Source organism: Ruegeria sp. AM5, from assembly GCF_056540645.1.
In genome coordinates this window covers 63531-78680 of record NZ_JBQFXC010000006.1, presented here as the reverse complement: position 1 = coordinate 78680, position 15150 = coordinate 63531, and the positions used below count along the sequence as shown (strand labels likewise).

Annotated in this window: 21 protein-coding genes; 5 read left to right on the top strand and 16 right to left on the bottom strand. The window is 59.6% G+C overall.

What is annotated here, in order from left to right:
* Positions 1-102: 102 nt before the first annotated feature.
* The gene (locus ACR0AH_RS15150) at positions 103-912 is read right to left on the bottom strand and encodes a division plane positioning ATPase MipZ (protein WP_170402416.1); all 810 of its coding nucleotides are present in this window, start codon (positions 910-912) and stop codon (positions 103-105) included.
* Between the two features lie 218 nt (positions 913-1130).
* Between ACR0AH_RS15150 and ACR0AH_RS15145 the strand changes: the two genes are divergently transcribed.
* The 3 genes from ACR0AH_RS15145 (at position 1131) to ACR0AH_RS15135 (ending at position 4455) form a co-directional block, all read left to right on the top strand.
* Complete coding sequence (locus ACR0AH_RS15145) at positions 1131-2018, top strand: AEC family transporter (protein WP_480592548.1); 888 nt, start codon at positions 1131-1133, stop codon at positions 2016-2018.
* A gap of 118 nt (positions 2019-2136) precedes the next feature.
* On the top strand, positions 2137-3726 hold the full coding sequence (locus ACR0AH_RS15140; RefSeq protein WP_170508534.1) for an MFS transporter: 1590 nt from the start codon (positions 2137-2139) through the stop codon (positions 3724-3726).
* 51 nt (positions 3727-3777) lie between these two features.
* Complete coding sequence (locus ACR0AH_RS15135) at positions 3778-4455, top strand: SOS response-associated peptidase (protein ID WP_170402410.1); 678 nt, start codon at positions 3778-3780, stop codon at positions 4453-4455.
* Positions 4456-4531: 76 nt separating this feature from the next.
* On the opposite strand, the gene rpmE is transcribed toward ACR0AH_RS15135, so the two are convergent.
* Both rpmE and rplS read right to left on the bottom strand, forming a co-directional pair.
* Positions 4532-4753 (bottom strand): 50S ribosomal protein L31, encoded by a 222-nt coding sequence (gene rpmE / locus ACR0AH_RS15130; RefSeq protein WP_170636256.1) that lies wholly within the window; start codon positions 4751-4753, stop codon positions 4532-4534.
* 11 nt (positions 4754-4764) lie between these two features.
* Positions 4765-5148, bottom strand: coding sequence for a 50S ribosomal protein L19 (rplS, locus tag ACR0AH_RS15125; protein ID WP_170328369.1), 384 nt, complete (start codon positions 5146-5148; stop codon positions 4765-4767).
* Between the two features lie 370 nt (positions 5149-5518).
* Between rplS and ACR0AH_RS15120 the strand changes: the two genes are divergently transcribed.
* The gene (locus ACR0AH_RS15120; protein ID WP_170392668.1) at positions 5519-6319 is read left to right on the top strand and encodes a glycoside hydrolase family 25 protein; all 801 of its coding nucleotides are present in this window, start codon (positions 5519-5521) and stop codon (positions 6317-6319) included.
* A gap of 2 nt (positions 6320-6321) precedes the next feature.
* Here ACR0AH_RS15120 and trmD read toward each other — a convergent pair whose 3' ends face one another.
* The 12 genes from trmD to ACR0AH_RS15060 all read right to left on the bottom strand — a co-directional run bounded on the left by trmD (position 6322) and on the right by ACR0AH_RS15060 (position 13780).
* Positions 6322-7125: a tRNA (guanosine(37)-N1)-methyltransferase TrmD gene (trmD, locus tag ACR0AH_RS15115; RefSeq protein WP_170392667.1), complete on the bottom strand. Its 804-nt coding sequence runs from the start codon at positions 7123-7125 to the stop codon at positions 6322-6324.
* Positions 7122-7937, bottom strand: coding sequence for a hypothetical protein (locus ACR0AH_RS15110; RefSeq protein WP_170425117.1), 816 nt, complete (start codon positions 7935-7937; stop codon positions 7122-7124). The genes trmD and ACR0AH_RS15110 overlap by 4 nt, the downstream gene beginning before the upstream one ends.
* Positions 7937-8440 carry a ribosome maturation factor RimM gene (gene rimM, locus ACR0AH_RS15105; protein ID WP_170392665.1) on the bottom strand — a complete coding sequence of 168 codons (504 nt, stop codon included), beginning with the start codon at positions 8438-8440 and terminating at the stop codon, positions 7937-7939. The genes ACR0AH_RS15110 and rimM overlap by 1 nt, the downstream gene beginning before the upstream one ends.
* Complete coding sequence (locus tag ACR0AH_RS15100) at positions 8433-8579, bottom strand: hypothetical protein (protein ID WP_170392664.1); 147 nt, start codon at positions 8577-8579, stop codon at positions 8433-8435. Before ACR0AH_RS15100 ends, rimM begins: the two co-directional genes overlap by 8 nt.
* 2 nt (positions 8580-8581) lie before the next feature.
* Positions 8582-9217 (bottom strand): 5,6-dimethylbenzimidazole synthase, encoded by a 636-nt coding sequence (bluB, locus tag ACR0AH_RS15095; protein WP_170425126.1) that lies wholly within the window; start codon positions 9215-9217, stop codon positions 8582-8584.
* Positions 9218-9229: 12 nt separating this feature from the next.
* Positions 9230-9619, bottom strand: coding sequence for a 30S ribosomal protein S16 (gene rpsP, locus ACR0AH_RS15090; RefSeq protein WP_010437590.1), 390 nt, complete (start codon positions 9617-9619; stop codon positions 9230-9232).
* Positions 9620-9661: 42 nt separating this feature from the next.
* On the bottom strand, positions 9662-9958 hold the full coding sequence (locus ACR0AH_RS15085; RefSeq protein ID WP_170392662.1) for a chorismate mutase: 297 nt from the start codon (positions 9956-9958) through the stop codon (positions 9662-9664).
* Complete coding sequence (locus ACR0AH_RS15080; RefSeq protein ID WP_170733722.1) at positions 9955-10494, bottom strand: GNAT family N-acetyltransferase; 540 nt, start codon at positions 10492-10494, stop codon at positions 9955-9957. Before ACR0AH_RS15080 ends, ACR0AH_RS15085 begins: the two co-directional genes overlap by 4 nt.
* Positions 10491-11042: a GNAT family N-acetyltransferase gene (locus ACR0AH_RS15075; protein ID WP_170392660.1), complete on the bottom strand. Its 552-nt coding sequence runs from the start codon at positions 11040-11042 to the stop codon at positions 10491-10493. The genes ACR0AH_RS15080 and ACR0AH_RS15075 overlap by 4 nt, the downstream gene beginning before the upstream one ends.
* A complete protein-coding gene (locus ACR0AH_RS15070; protein ID WP_170733723.1) occupies positions 11039-11596 on the bottom strand; it encodes a GNAT family N-acetyltransferase in 558 nt (185 codons plus the stop codon). Before ACR0AH_RS15070 ends, ACR0AH_RS15075 begins: the two co-directional genes overlap by 4 nt.
* Entirely contained in the window at positions 11593-13101 is a 1509-nt protein-coding gene (gene ffh / locus ACR0AH_RS15065) for a signal recognition particle protein (RefSeq protein ID WP_480592545.1), read from the bottom strand. Before ffh ends, ACR0AH_RS15070 begins: the two co-directional genes overlap by 4 nt.
* Before the next feature lie 160 nt (positions 13102-13261).
* Entirely contained in the window at positions 13262-13780 is a 519-nt protein-coding gene (locus ACR0AH_RS15060) for a hypothetical protein (RefSeq protein WP_170402388.1), read from the bottom strand.
* An 89-nt stretch (positions 13781-13869) separates the two neighbouring features.
* Here ACR0AH_RS15060 and ACR0AH_RS15055 point away from each other — a divergent pair, with 89 nt between their 5' ends.
* Positions 13870-14400, top strand: coding sequence for a prolyl-tRNA synthetase associated domain-containing protein (locus ACR0AH_RS15055; protein WP_170402384.1), 531 nt, complete (start codon positions 13870-13872; stop codon positions 14398-14400).
* Here the strand turns inward: ACR0AH_RS15055 and ACR0AH_RS15050 are convergent, their stop codons facing one another.
* The gene (locus tag ACR0AH_RS15050) at positions 14401-15141 is read right to left on the bottom strand and encodes an aspartate/glutamate racemase family protein (RefSeq protein ID WP_170802235.1); all 741 of its coding nucleotides are present in this window, start codon (positions 15139-15141) and stop codon (positions 14401-14403) included.
* Between the last annotated feature and the right edge of the window lie 9 nt (positions 15142-15150).

Sequence of the window (15150 nt, the reverse complement as noted above, 5' to 3'; positions counted from 1 at the left end):
GACTGCTGCTGCGCACGATTTCATAGAATGAAATCGATCCGGAAACTTTTAAATTTTCCGGGGTCTTGGGCGGATATGTTGGGTAATTCGAGCTGTGGTCGCTCAGAAATCGATCTCAACACCCGGCAAGCTCAGTTCCTTCATCATGTCGCGCAATTCCTGGCGTGCGGCGATGTTGGAGATATTGAGCTGCTTGACCCCGATATCCTTGAGGTCCAGCAAAGTCAGTCCGCGCGGGAACAACTCGCGGAAAATCACTCGCTCGGAAAAGCCCGAGGCGACGCGGAAGCCGATGCGCTGTGACAGCATTTCGATCGCGCGTTGCATCTTCTCCTTGTTGACCATGCGCTGGGTCCCGACCCGGTTGCGCACCACTACCCAATCGATGGGTTTCAGCCCGGCCTGTGCACGCAATTGGCGCGCGTTCCAGACCATCTCGGAATAGACCGAGGGGCCAAGGATTCTCTCACCTTTGGAATCGATCCGCGCCAGCAGGTCAAAATCGATGAAACTGTCGTTCAGCGGTGTAATCAGCGTATCGGCCAGCGAATGTGCAACCTGGCTGAGTCGAGTGTGCGAACCGGGGCAGTCGATCAGGATGAAATCGCTATCGCTTTCCAGTTCGGCCACGGCGGCCGAAAGGCGGTGGTCATAGATGTTTTCACCGGGTTGCAGAGCGCTGGCGTCAATCTCGGGCAGGTCGTGGTGGCGTGGGCTGGGCAGAGACAGGTCCGAGCCGTTCAGGAAGTTCAAGCGGTTCTCGAAATAACGACCCAGACTGCGCTGCCGCAGGTCAAGATCGAGTGTGCTGACCTTGTGCCCCAGCCGTGCCAATGCAGTGGCCACATGCATCGACACGGTTGATTTGCCTGCGCCGCCCTTTTCGTTCCCGACCACAATGATATGTGCCATGCCTGTATTCCCAAGTCCCGCCGTGTTTGCCTACACGTTGTTGGCAGCCACTATATGTTGTGTAGGCCGGGAAGGGAAGAACCTCGGGCCGTCTTGAGCGGTATTATCAAGCCTCAAATTGGAAAAGTGCTTGGTACTTGGGGGTTAGGGTAAATCCTTGCCAAACACACACCCCTGTTTCACTGTCCATCCTATGGATTTGTGATCGAGGGCAGCCATTGGATCATCTGTTTCTGAACGTTTTGAACGTGGTTCTGCCTGTCCTGATTTGCGCTGGAATCGGTTACGCTCTGGCTTTGATCAAGGCCCCCTATGACAACAAGGTCATTGGCGGGATCGTCTCGCGGGTCGGGTATCCGACGCTGATTATCTCGCACCTTTCAACCACCCAGATTGCGGTCGGCACCTTTCTTGATGTCATGATGGCCGCCGCTTTGGCGATTGCAGGATTTGGGCTGTTGGGGCTTGTCGCGCTCAAACTGATGCGGCTGCCGGTGCGGGCATTTCTGACGCCACTGATGCATGGCAATGTCGGCAATATCGGCCTGCCCATTACCCTTTTGGCGCTGGGCGATGCGGGAATGGCCTATACGATGGCATTTGTGGTGGTTGTGCTGATCAGTATCTTCACGATCGGCATGTGGATTCCGGCCGGAGAGTTCTCACCCAAGAAACTGGCGACTTCGCCGATTATTTACGCGGTCGCACTGTCGCTGGTGTTGATGGCGACGGGCACCAGCCTGCCGCAACCGGTGGCCAAATCCTTTGATATTCTGGGCGGTCTTTCAATCCCGCTGATGTTGCTGACGCTGGGCCACACGCTGGCGACCCTGCGGATCAAAAGCCTTGGCCGAGCCGTTTCGCTGACAGCGCTGCACCTGCTGATGGCTGCGGTGATTGCCAGCGCGTTGGTCTGGAGCTTCGGCTTCACCGGGGCTGAGCGGGGCGCGGTGATCCTGTGCTGTTTGATGCCATCCTCTGTCGCGACCTATTTGTTTATCGATCAGCATGTGCCGGAATACGGACCCGATGTGGCCGGGTTCATTCTGGTTTCGACTCTGTCCACGATCCTGGTGCTGCCAGTGGCGCTGTCCTACTGGATCTAATAGGCGCTGGGCGCGCAGCGCGCTAAAAACAGTATCTATCAGCAAAAAACCGTTTAATAATAGGTACAACACGGTGCCCGAAAGGCCAGCGCGCTATTCCTGAACGGGGGACAGGCAGATGCCAAAAGACGTCACTGAGGACACATCCGGCGCGGGAGGGGCACGTCTGGTTCTGGTGATGACCGCGCTGTGCATGATGGTTGTTGGCTTCAACACAACCGCCGTTGCGACGATCCTGCCAAATCTGAAGGCCGAGTTCGATCTGTCGCCTTCCAGCCTGCAATGGGTGATGGCGATCTACACAGTGGTTAGCGCGACCCTCGTCACCATCGTCAGCCGACTTGGCGATATCACCGGCAAGATGGGCGTCTTCTTTGCCGGAATGATCGTGTTCGGTCTTGGCTCGGCCCTTGTATTGTTTTCGCAGGATGCAGCCATGTTGCTGGCAGGCCGCGGGGCCCAAGGTGCCGGGGCGGCAGCGCTGTTTGGCACCTCGCTTTCGCTGCTGACTGCCGCCACGCCCGAGGAACAACGGGCCAGCGTCACCGGTGCCTGGGGCGCGATCGTCGGGCTGGCAATCGGCGTTGGTCCGATTGTTGGCGGCGCGTTTGCACATTACCTCAGCTGGCGCGGCGTATTTGCCACCGATCTTGCGTTGCTGATCGTGGCGTTTGCGGTCGGGTTGCGGGTCAGCAAAGAGCATTACGTCCCCGACACCCGTCTTGCAGGCGCAAAGTTCGATCTTGCGGGTGCAGTCGCACTGGTCCTGCTGCTTGGCCCGCTATCCTTCGCCCTCAGCAATGGGGAAAGCCACGGATGGGCCACAAGATCGACCCTGATCCCGCTTGCCGTGTCGGCTGTAGCGGTGATTGCACTGATCATCACCTCGCGCCGCAGCGCAGACCCCCTGATCGAGCTGCGCTACTTCCGCCACCCCCGTTATTTCATGGCGGCGGCAGGGATGTTCATTACCGGCTTCGCGCTGTTCAGCTTTTTCGTCTATTTCAACGTCTTCGTGCAATCGCCAGATGCGTTTGGCCTGTCCGCTGTTGGGGCGGGGGTGGCGATCCTGCCGTTGAGCCTCAGTATGTTCGTCGTGTCCGTGGTGGCTCCGCGTTTTCTTGCACCTTACAGTTTTCGATGGCCGGTGATCCTGGGCATGGGGTTCATGACCTGTGGGTTCATGCTGTTGACGACAACGACGAACACAACAGGCATGGGTGCGATTTGGTGGAAGCTGGTGATTATCGGGATCGGGCTTGGCATCGGTTTTTCGTTATTGCCGCGTCTCGGGCTGCGCTTGTTGCCGGAAGAACATATGGGGCAGGGCTCGGGCGTGGTGAATGCGTTCCTCTATTTTGGTGCCACCCTTGGTGCCGTGGTTGGAGGTCTGGCCGAAGCAATCACTACCCGACGCGGCCTGTCCGAAGTGATCAACGCCTTGCCCACCGGGTCCGAGCAACGGGCCGACCTGGCCCATGCACTGACACATGGCACCGCCAGTCAGGTGCAGCAGCTTATAGCGGCGCTTGATCCGACAACGGGCGAAGCGTTGGCGCGCGCCTTGCGAGATCTGCAGGATGATGCATTTAACAGTGCCATGCTTGTCGCCGCTATCGCTGCGCTTTTGGGGATGATCCTGGCTGCCGTAATGCTGCGAGGCCCCGTGCCTCCACCGCACAGCGCGGTTGATCTGACAAGGGACTGATCGTCGGTGGGGCCACTTGTGACCGGCACCCAATCGGCCTAGGTTTTCGCCATGTGTGGAAAATTTGCAGCCGGACACCTGACGCAGCGGGAAATGCTGGCGATTACCGAGTATTTTCTCTACGGCAAGGTCTCGCCTGATCTGCCCGAACAGCTGCCTTCGGGCGGGTACAATGTGTCTCCGACCAATCGGGTTGGCATGGTCCGTTGGGACGGAGACCGGGCCGAGCTGGCGACGGCGCGCTGGCAGATCAAGGACCCGCGCAGCAAGAAGCCGATGATCAACTCGAAGATCGAAAATGTCAGCTTCTGGCAGGAGTACTGGAACAAGGGGCGCTGTCTTATTCCGGCGCTGGGCTATTACGAATGGCCCAAGGATCAGGGCCATAATTGCCCGGTCTACATTACGGTTCAGCGCAATGCCCCGGTGATGTTCTTTGCGGGGTTTTACCGAACGGATGATGGCAGCCACAGCTGTACGATCCTGACCCGGCCACCCAGCCCACAGATCGCGCATATTCACAGCCGAATGCCGGTGATCTTGACCCCGGATGAGATCGAAAGCTGGCTATCGGGCGTCACAACCGCGCAAGAGGCGAAGCAGTCTTTGGGCACGCAGTACGAAGGCCGGTTCGAATATCACACCGTCAAACCCATCAAGCGCGGGGCTGAGGGTGAGGACATGATCGAGCCTTACACGCCCCCCGTCCAGACCGGGTTTGATTTCTGAGCCTGCAGTAATCACGGCAGGAGAACAAAAAAGGCCGCCCAAATGGACGGCCTTTCGCATTTCAACCAGGTCGGGATTAGAAGCCCAGACCTTCGTATTTCTTCTTGAACTTCGACACGCGGCCGCCTGCGTCCATCAGGCGCGACGAACCACCGGTCCATGCGGGGTGCACGGAAGGGTCGATTTCCAGAGCCAGCTGGTCGCCTTCGGCGCCCCAGGTGGATTTCATCTGAACCACAGTGCCATCGGTCATTTTGACGTTGATGACGTGATAATCGGGATGGATGTCTTTTTTCATCTTTCCGCTCCTTACGCCTCGGCGCCAGCCTTGGGCTTGTAGTTGGTGACTTCTGCGATACGCGCGGATTTACCACGGCGCGAGCGCAGGTAGTACAGTTTGGCGCGACGAACGCGGCCACGGCGGACAACGGTGATGCTGTCGATATTGGTCGAATGCAGCGGGAACACACGCTCCACGCCTTCGCCAAACGAAATCTTGCGAACGGTGAACGAACCGGCGATGCCGCTGCCACCTTTGCGCGCGATGCAGACGCCTTCATAGTTCTGCACACGGGTACGCGACCCTTCGGTCACTTTAAAGCCGACACGGATGGTGTCACCGGCTTTGAAATCGGGGATGTCTTTCCCCAGGGCGGCAATCTGTTCCGCCTCAAGCTGTGCGATCAGGTCCATCGCAGTTACTCCTATCTGCTCGTGGTTGGTCCACGAAGTTTGGGCACGGCCTGAGAGCTCTTGGTCTTCACCGGGTCCTGCGCACAGCCCGCCAGAGGTCAGATCGAATGTTCCTTTTGGTCCGGTCCGCCCTGTCGCGCCGGTGCCGAAGAAAGCTGGGCGTCACGTCAGGATGCAAACCAAAACACCGGAGTCGCATAACGCCACACCGGATTGCGCTGCTTTACGGGCTTTGCGGGCGGGGATCAAGCCTTATTCTTGGTGAAACAGGTGAGTTTTTGCCACCCGTCAAATCCGCCGTTGCCTTGTCCGCCAGATCAGGCATTCTGGGATCAATTATAAGAGCAGATATTTGATACAGGATCATAAGATGCGCAAAGCACTTCTGTTGGCCGTTATGGCGCTTGCACTTGTCTCATGTGGTCGCCGCGGCCCGCAACCTCAGGCGGTTGAGCCGCAGGCCTTCGCGGACACGACCCCGCCTTCGATCATCTACCCCGCCTTTGGTGACGCTGACCCGCACCCGTGGGAGGGACGTCATCCCGGCCATTACCCGGTGCACGGGCTGGATGTCTCGCGTTGGCAGGGGCCGATTGATTGGCGCACCGCGCAGAAGAACGGTGTCAGCTTTGCCTTCATCAAAGCCACCGAGGGCGGAGATTTTACCGACCCGATGTTCGACGAGCACCGACGCGGCGCACAAGCTGCCGGAGTGCCGTGGGGGGCCTATCACTATTATTATTTCTGCCGTCCGGCCCATGAACAGGCGCGTTGGTTCATCCAGAACGTGCCCAAAGGGGCCGACCTGCCGCATGTGCTGGATATGGAATGGACGCCCCATTCCAAAACCTGCACCCTGCGCCCTGATGGCCGAACCGTTCGGGCCGAGGCGCAGCGGTTCCTTGATATTCTCGAGCGCCACTATGGCCGACGCCCGATTGTCTACACGACGGTGGATTTCTACGGCGACACCGATATCGGACGACTTCCCAAAACCGAGTTCTGGCTGCGCTCGGTCGCGGGCCACCCGCGCAACGTTTATCCAGGCTCGGTCTGGCGGTTCTGGCAATACACCGGCACCGGGCTGGTGCCGGGGGTTCAGGGTAAGGTGGACATCAACACCTTCAACGGCACGCCGGAAACCTGGGCGTTGTGGAAGGCAACCCGTTAGTCTTAGCCCTTATCTTCTGATTTTCGATAGGCGTCCCACAGATCCGGCCGCCGTTCGCGGGTGATCTGTTCCGACATTTCATGACGCCAATCCGCAATGCGTCCATGGTGGCCTGACATCAGGATCTCGGGGATCGGGCGGCCTTTCCAGTCGGCGGGGCGGGTGTATTGCGGATGCTCCAATAAGCCAGAGGAAAAGCTCTCCTCCTCGGCTGAGGCCTGATTGCCCAGAACGCCCGGGATCAGCCGCACGGTGGCGTCGATCAGGGCCTGCGCGGCGATTTCACCCCCGGTCATGACAAAATCACCCAAGCTGATCTCTTGCACGCCGTAATGTTCCAGCACGCGCTCATCGACGCCTTCGAAACGACCACATAACAGGGTCATGCCATCGCAGCGAGCCAGGTTTTGCATCATTTTCTGATCCATCCGACGCCCACGCGGGCTGAGGTAGATCAACGGCCAGTTGCCCCGGATGCCCGCCATCGTATGCTCAATGGCCTCACCCAGCACATCGGCACGCAGGACCATGCCTGCACCGCCGCCCGCCGGGGTGTCATCCACATTGCGGTGCTTGCCGATCCCGAATTGGCGCAAATCCACAGTTTCCAACTGCCATAGCCCTTCTTGCAGGGCCTTGCCGGTCAGGCTTTCGCCCAGAACACCGGGAAAGGCAGATGGGAACAACGTGATGATCTTGGCCTTCCACACCCCGTGCAGATCGGGCGTCGGCGTCATCAACTCGCGCGGCTTCAACGTTGGACGGATGGCTTTGCGGCCATGGGACTTTCCGGGTTTATCTGTCATCTCGAGCCGATCAGATCATTCTGGGTGCTTTGAACCAAAGCCGTCTTTTGATCGATCAGCGCAGCATCGTCCAGATCGGATCGGTTCATTTCCAGCATCTGCTGCAAGACATCCTCGGGCAGGCGTGGGTTTGATCGGGTCGGGCCTACCAATTCGGCGGCTTTGTCCGCAGGCAGGTCAAGGAATTCAGCAAAAGTGCTTCCAAGCCCATGTCGCTGGCCCTGCAGGTCTTCCAGCCATTCGGTGCGGACCGAGACCGAGGGCAAACGGTCGCGCACAGCCGCAGCAGCAATCTGAGGCGACGGCACCGGTTCAAGTCTTGCGCGGAAAGTCTCAAAATCCTGAATCAGGCGTGATCGTTGAAGATCATGTGCCCACAGGCTGCGCAGCCAGCTTCCGCGTTGGCGCAGCGAGTAGTAGATCGTGATATGCACCTCTTCCCCGGCAAACCGGTCGCGGATCAGGCCGACAAGGCACGAGGCGAGCTCGGGCGCGGCCTCATATCCCACCGCGACATTGCGGCTGGGGCGCAGGCCCGAGAAATTCTCTTCGCTCAGAACCAGCCCGCGCTTCTGGCCGAATTCTAGTGAATTCAGAAAGTGCCGCATCTGATCCTTGAAATCGCTCATCGCGCCGGGTGTGCCGTAGACGGAATAGCGCGTGGCGGCCTCGGACAAGCCGGTTTTCCGGGTCCGATAGGGCAGGACCAACGCATGGTGCGGCCAGATCAGTGACCGGTTCTCGAACAGAAAGGACTGTGCCGCCGTTGTCCCGGTCTTGTGCAGACCCAGATGCAGCAACACGCGACGCATTACAGCAGGCCCTCGGGCGGGTCGGCTATGATGCGGCCCTTGTCCAGATCAACGGTCGGAACGGATTCGAGTGTAAACGGCAGCAGCACGGTGGCCTTTAAGCCCGGCCCATGCAGTTCCAACAGATCCGCCGCACCGTGATTTTGCACCGATTTCACTCGGCCCAGCAGCGTGCCGCCGGTGTCATAAACCTCAAGCCCGATAAGGTCGGTGTGGTAAAACTCATCATCCGGCAGCGACGGCAATTGATCGCGCCGCGCATAAAGGCGCAGGCCATTCAGCGCATCCGCCGCTTCCTTCGTCTCAATGCCACCCAGCCGGGCGGCAAAGCCGTTCTTGATCGCGCGGGTCAGGACTACGGGATAGCGCTCTTTACCTTCTTCGTCTGTCAGCGGCGAATAGCCTTCGATATCCTCGGGGACGGCACAGAAACTTTTCAGCCGCACCTCGCCGCGCACCCCATACGAGCCCGCGATGCTGCCTACGCAGATCAGATCACTCATTTCGACCATCCGTCACACATAGCCCGTCCCGCCATTGTCCGATCACCTCGCACGCCTCGCGCTGGTTCGAGCGTTCGAAGAATACGCCCACAATAAATGCGATCGCCAGCAGGATGGGAAGCCGTAACAAACCGAACATGACTAACGCACCTCGATCGGCAGAGAGGCGTCGCGGCATTCCCAGCCGACCTGCTCCAGCTCCGGCGTATCGGATTGGGCCTCGGGCCAGCCCAAGCAGAAATATCCGATCAACCGCCAGTCCTCGGGGACATCCAGATCGCGCACCATCTGGTCCGGGTCGAGGATCGAGACCCAACCCAGCCCCAGCCCTTCTGCCCGTAAGGCAAGCCAGAACAGGGTGATGGCAGAGACCACAGAATAGCGCCGCATCTCGGGCATAGTACCTGCGCCCAGACCTTGACCCTTGTCGGTGGCATCGTCGCAGAACACGGCCAGCTGCACCGGAGCTTCTTCCATCCCGGACAGTTTCAGCTGGCTGTACAGCTGCGCCTTTTCGCCGGAATACCCGCTCAGCGCCCGCTCGTTGGCCGCTTGGAAATTCTTCAGCGCCGCGTCGCGCGCGGCCTGACTTTCGATGCGGATCACGCGCCAGGGTTCGCTGAGCCCAACAGAAGGGGCCAGTCGAAACGCGTCGAGGCAGCGCGTAAGCACTGCCTCGTCAATTGCATCGGTGCGAAACCGGCGCACATCACGCCGGAGCCGCATCAACAGATCGAACTGCGTGCGAAAATCGTCGGAAAAGGCCTGATCCTGCACGCGCCCGACTGCTTATTCTTCTGCAGCAGCTTCTTCAGCCGGTGCAGCAGCCGCTTCGGCAGCTTCAGCAGCCTTGGCAGCTTTCTCTTCCGCGCGTTCCTGAGCTTTCTTGCCCGGAGTACCCTTGTTGGGGTTGTTGCGCTCGGCCTTGTCACGGGCGCCGGCAGCTTCCAGCATACGTGCGATCCGGTCGGTGGGCTGTGCGCCCTGATCCAGCCAGTACTGGATGCGCTCCATGTTCATTTTCACGCGCTCTTCGCTGTCTTTCGGCAGCAGCGGGTTGTAGGTGCCCAGTTTTTCGATGAAACGACCATCGCGCGGCATACGGCTGTCAGCCGCAACAATGCGATAGAAGGGACGCTTTTTCGAGCCGCCGCGGGCGAGACGAATTTTCATTGCCATGGTGGTATCTCCTTTGAATGGCGTATCCGGTGCTAGACCGGCTTAGTTCTGGTGTTTCTTGTGGTGTCGGATGACTTCCTGAATGATGAAATTCAGAAAAGCCTTGGCGAAATCGGGGTCCAGATCGGCCTCTTTCGCCAGGTCTTCTAACCGTGCGATCTGCGCAGCCTCGCGCGACGGATCGGACGGGGGAAGGTCGTGTGCGGCCTTGAGCTTGCCAACGGCCTGCGTGTGCTTGAACCGCTCGCCCAGCGTATAGACCAGGATCGCATCCAGCCGGTCGATGCTTTCGCGGTGATCCTTCAACAGCGCGGCAGCTTGTGTCACGGGGTTGTTCATTGGCCGGTCCTTTCGGTGGTCAATTCAATCTGCGGATGACGCCAGATCTGGGCGTGTTTGCCCAAAAGTTCGGCTCTCTCAATCTCCAGCGTTGCGCCCAGCCGTTCGGCCAGCGCGCGCGAGCGATCATTGGCATGGGCGATGTAAGAAATCACACCGTTCAGCCCCTGATGCTGCGCTGCATAGTCGCGTGCAGCCGCGGCGGCCTCAAAGCCCAGACCTTTGCCTTCGGCCTCGGCCATCAGCGTCCAGCCCAGCTCGGGCTCCGCCCAGCCGGGTACGTAGATCATGCCTGCCCATCCCACGAATGCGCCGCTGGTCTTTTCAGTCAAATGCCACAGACCATAACCGCGCAGCGCCCAATGACCCAATCTGTTCGAAAGAGAGCTCCAGCTTCCAAGCGCGTCCTTGGGACCACCAACCATATGGCTGCGCTCGGTCGCGTAGAACGCGGTCATCGCAGGAAGATCGTCCAGATGCGGCGCGCGAAGGATCAGGCGATCGGTTTCGACGGTGGGTATAGTGAACGAGGTCATGCGTATGCCTCCACGCCACCGTTTACCAGATCGGCAGGCGCAGAATGACGCCAGACCTGCATCGCCCCGAAAGCCGGGTGTTCGAACATATATTCGAACTGCGCGCCCAGCCGTTCCGCGACAGCCTTGCTGCCCAGATTATCCGGATCGATCAGCGAGATTGCGGTTTCCCAGCCCAGCACGTCATAGGCATGTGCACGTGCAGCCAGTGCCGCTTCGGTCGCATAACCCTTGCCGGTGGCGTGGTTCATCAGGGTCCAGCCAATTTCGGGCTCGGGCCAGCTATGCGGGTTCCACAAGCCAACATGGCCTACATAGGTGCCCGTGTCTTTTTCCTCGACACCCCAGAAGCCATATCCCCGCATCGCCCAGTGGCCTAACAGCATCGCAACAGCGCGCCATGTCTCATCCGGGCGTTTCGGGCCGCCGACGAATTTCGAGGCGTCGCTGGCAAAAAACTCTGCCTCAGCCTCAAAATCGGCCTCGCAGGGGGCCCGCATGATCAGGCGTTCGGTTTCCAGCGTTGGTATGGCCATGGCAAGTGTCATGCCTGCACCTCGCCGTATCGCCAGACATGCTGTGTTGGACCAAAGGCGCTTTCGGCAACGGCGTCGCGCGTTGCACCCAGACGCTGTGCCAATGCGTTCGAACGAGCGTTGGACTGCGAAACGTAGCTTACGAACTGGCCGGATCCGAGCAGATCAAGCCCAAAATCGCGAACGGCGCTGCACGCTTCGGTCGCGTAACCTTGCATGCGGAACTTGCTATCAAACATATAGCCAAGCTCGGGCTCGTGATCGTCCCATTCGAGGCCCAGAATGACGAAGCCAATGACCTGATCATCGTCTTTAAACGTGACGGTGAACAAGCCGTGACCATGCAAAAGCCAGCCTGATGTGTAGTAGGAAAACTCAGTCCAGGCGTCTTGCTCGGTATCGCCAAAGCTGTCCTTGCAGATCGATGTCCACACCGGCAGGTCGTCCAGAGTGGGTGCACGCAGAACCAGCCGCCGGGTCTCAATGACCGGCAGGGCCGCGCGATACTGCGCTGCTGCCATCGCCGCCTTTCCGGACGGGGGCTGGGTGCAGCGTGCTGACGTCACTTTTTCTTTCCAAAACCGCTCAACCCCGGGGGCAGGCCCATGCCGCCACCCAGTCCGGGCAGACCGCCGGGCATCTTACCGCCCATCGCTTTGGCGGCCTGTTCCAGCGCCTTGGGGTCCATGCCTGCTGCCATGTCCTCGGGCGAGGGGCCGCCTTTGCCGAACATGCCTTTCATGGCCTGCTTCAGCATCTTGCCTTTGCCCATCTTGCCCATCTTCTTCATCATGTCCGACATCTGCCGGTGCATCTTGAGCAGCTTGTTGAGGTCGCTGACCTCCATCCCCGAACCGGCGGCAATCCGTTTCTTACGGCTGGCTTGCAACAGTTGCGGGTTGGCGCGTTCGCGTTTGGTCATCGACTGGATCAGGGCGATCTGCTGGCGCAGGATTTTGTCGTCCAGCCCGGCCTGATCCATCTGCTTGGCCATCTTGCCCATGCCGGGCATCATGCCCATCATGCCCTGCATGCCGCCCATCTGGATCATCTGCTCCAGCTGCATTTTCAGGTCGTTCATGTTGAACTGACCTTTGACCATGCGCTTCATCATGCGCTCGGTCTGTTCCATCTCCATCGTTTCCTGGGCCTTTTCGACCAGGGCCACGATGTCGCCCATGCCCAGAATACGACCGGCGATCCGGTCCGGCTCGAAGGTTTCGAGCGCGTCCATCTTCTCGCCCAGACCGACGAAACGGATCGGCTTGCCAGTGACCGCGCGCATCGATAGCGCCGCACCGCCGCGCCCGTCACCGTCCATCCGGGTCAGGACTACGCCAGAAATGCCGACCTTGGCGTCAAACTCCTCGGCGACCTCAACGGCGACCTGACCGGTCAAGCCGTCGACGACCAGAAGGGTCTCGCGTGGGTCAACCACATTACGGACCTGTTCGACCTCGCCCATAAGGACTTCGTCAATATGCAGACGGCCCGCCGTGTCGAGCATGTAGACGTCATAGCCGCCCAGCGTCGCCTGCTGCTTGGCGCGTTTGGCGATATCGACCGGCGATTGGCCCGGCACAATCGGCAGCGTGTCTACACCAACCTGCGTCCCAAGCACCGCCAGCTGATCCATCGCTGCGGGGCGATAGACGTCGAGCGAGGCCATCAGGACCTTCTTGCCCTCTTTCTCTTTTAGGCGTTTCGCCAGCTTACCGGTGGTGGTTGTCTTACCCGAGCCCTGCAGACCGACCATCAGGATCGGAGCAGGCGGGTTGTCGATCTTCAACGCGCCGGGGTCTTCTTCGCCACGCAGTGTATCGACCAGCGCGTCATGCACGATCTTGACGACCTGCTGGCCGGGCGTGATCGATTTGGTCACCGCCTGACCGGTCGCCTGTTCCTGCACCTTCTTGACGAACTCACGCGCCACCGGCAGCGAAACGTCGGCCTCAAGCAAGGCGACGCGGACTTCGCGCAGGGCGGTTTTGACGTCTTCTTCGGACAGGGCACCCTGTTTGGTCAGCCGGTCAAAGACGCCAGAGAGGCGTTCGGATAGATTTTCAAACATGCCTTCGGCCTCCATAGCCGGTTATCTGGTTGCGTGCCCTAGATAGGACGCGCCGGTTAAATGCACAAACGCCCCCACGGGCGAAACTCGCTGGTGGGGGGCGATCCCTGAACGACTCAAGGGACCGGAAGATCATACGCTTCCGGATGTTGGCGGCGATTTAGGCCGATTGGCTGGCAGAGTCAACCTTGCGCGCCGGAAGCCAGTCATTGATCGCATCAACCAGCCGATGCGCGCCGCGCCCGCTGGAATAAGCCTCGACAATGGGATGTCGCCCGGCGCTCATGCCTTCATCCAGAATCAGGACAGGGCGATAGAGGGTCGATGTGCCATTGTCACTACGTGAGGTCGTGCTTTCGGTTTCCGCGTGCGAGAGGTTCGACAGCTCATGTTCCACCGCATCATATCCAAATACGGACTGTCTGCGGATCAGGATGCTGTTTTTGTTACGATCCAGTATGACCTGCACGCGGCGGACGAAGGCGCAAAATGCACCAAAACCCATGCCTCCGCCGAATAGTGCGAAGAAAATGCCGAACAAGATACCCTCGCCACCTTCACTGGCCAAGAAGACGCCCGCGCCGACAAATGCCAGAATGAAGAAAACCAGCGTGATGCCGATGAACCATGGCGTATTGGACAGGATCAGTTGGCTCGGAGTGTTACGCGTGACTTTCATGGCGGCACGCTAGCACCGAATGCCGCGCCTGTCGTGGCTTGAATTTACCTGTCGGTTGGGCGATGAGCGCGCCATACGAGGAGGTTCCCATGGACGCATCATCTGTCTTTCAGGATACGTTGCCGCTCAGCTCGGATGCGCTTTTGGCGCAGTTGGATGAATGGGGGCTGCCCTATCGGTTGCATACTCATATCCCGCTGCGCACCGTTGAGGATGCCAAAGGGGTGGAGTGCCAGTTCATGGTGCCGGGTGAAAACACACTGCGGCTTAAGAACCTGTATCTGCGCGACAAGAAAAAGCGGAACTATCTGGTGACGCTGGAACAGAGCCGCGAGATCGACCTCAAGGCGCTGGGCGCGGAGTTGGGGGTTGGCAACCTGTCCTTCGGCTCGGCGGATCGGCTGTTCCAGAACCTCGGCATCCGCCCTGGCGCGGTCAGTCCGCTGGCGATGATCAACGGCGTTGAGAACAACGTTAAGTTCTTTATGGACGCCGCCGCGCAACAGGCCGATGTCATCAACATGCACCCTTTGGTCAACGACCGAACCGTCGTTTTGTCGCGCGAAGACCTGATGGTGTTCTTTGATAAGATCGGGTGCGAGATAAACTGGCTGCCGTGATCACCCCTCAAGCGCTTCGTTCAATGCGGCAGCGACATGGGCGGCAGAGGGGTTGACGAACAGGTGACCGTCCGCCTCGAACACCGGATCGTCCAGATGATCGGGGAAGGCCAGAGGCAACTCGGTACACGCCAGCAAGATAGCCGTTCCGGGTGTGGCGTGTTTGTTGCAGAAGGCCAGCAGGCGCGCATGTGCGGTGTCGGATGCGCCGCCGTAGAAATCACTGTCGATCATCGCCTGCATCTCGGCGATCTCGGGCTCGGGCAGGCGTGTGTTTGCCGTGATACCCTCGGCGGCCAGCCGGTCTGCATAGTTTGTGGCCTGCATGGTGACTGCGGTTCCAAGGACCAAAGCATTGGTGGCGCCGGTCAAGGCGGTCGCGTCGGCGGTTGCGTCAAAAATGCTGAGAATAGGCATGGAGACGCCTTCGCGGATCGCGTGAAGCCGCGCGTGTGGCGTATTGGATGCGATGATGCCGAAATCGCAGCCTGCGTGTTCCAAAGTCAGCAGCGCTTCGCGGAACACTGCGTCGAAAGCGGCCCAGCTGTCTTCGTCACCGGCCACGCCGCGCAAGGCGCGGGTTTTGGCTTGGGTGACGGATTCGATGGTCATGGGTGGGATGGGCAGCGGCGATCCGTGGCCGCGCTCAGCAAAATACCGACCCGCGCCTTCAGCGATCGCCCGGTAGTAGTCGACAGTTGAGGCCCAGCCAACACCGCCCAATATTCCAATCTTTTTCATGTGAAACGC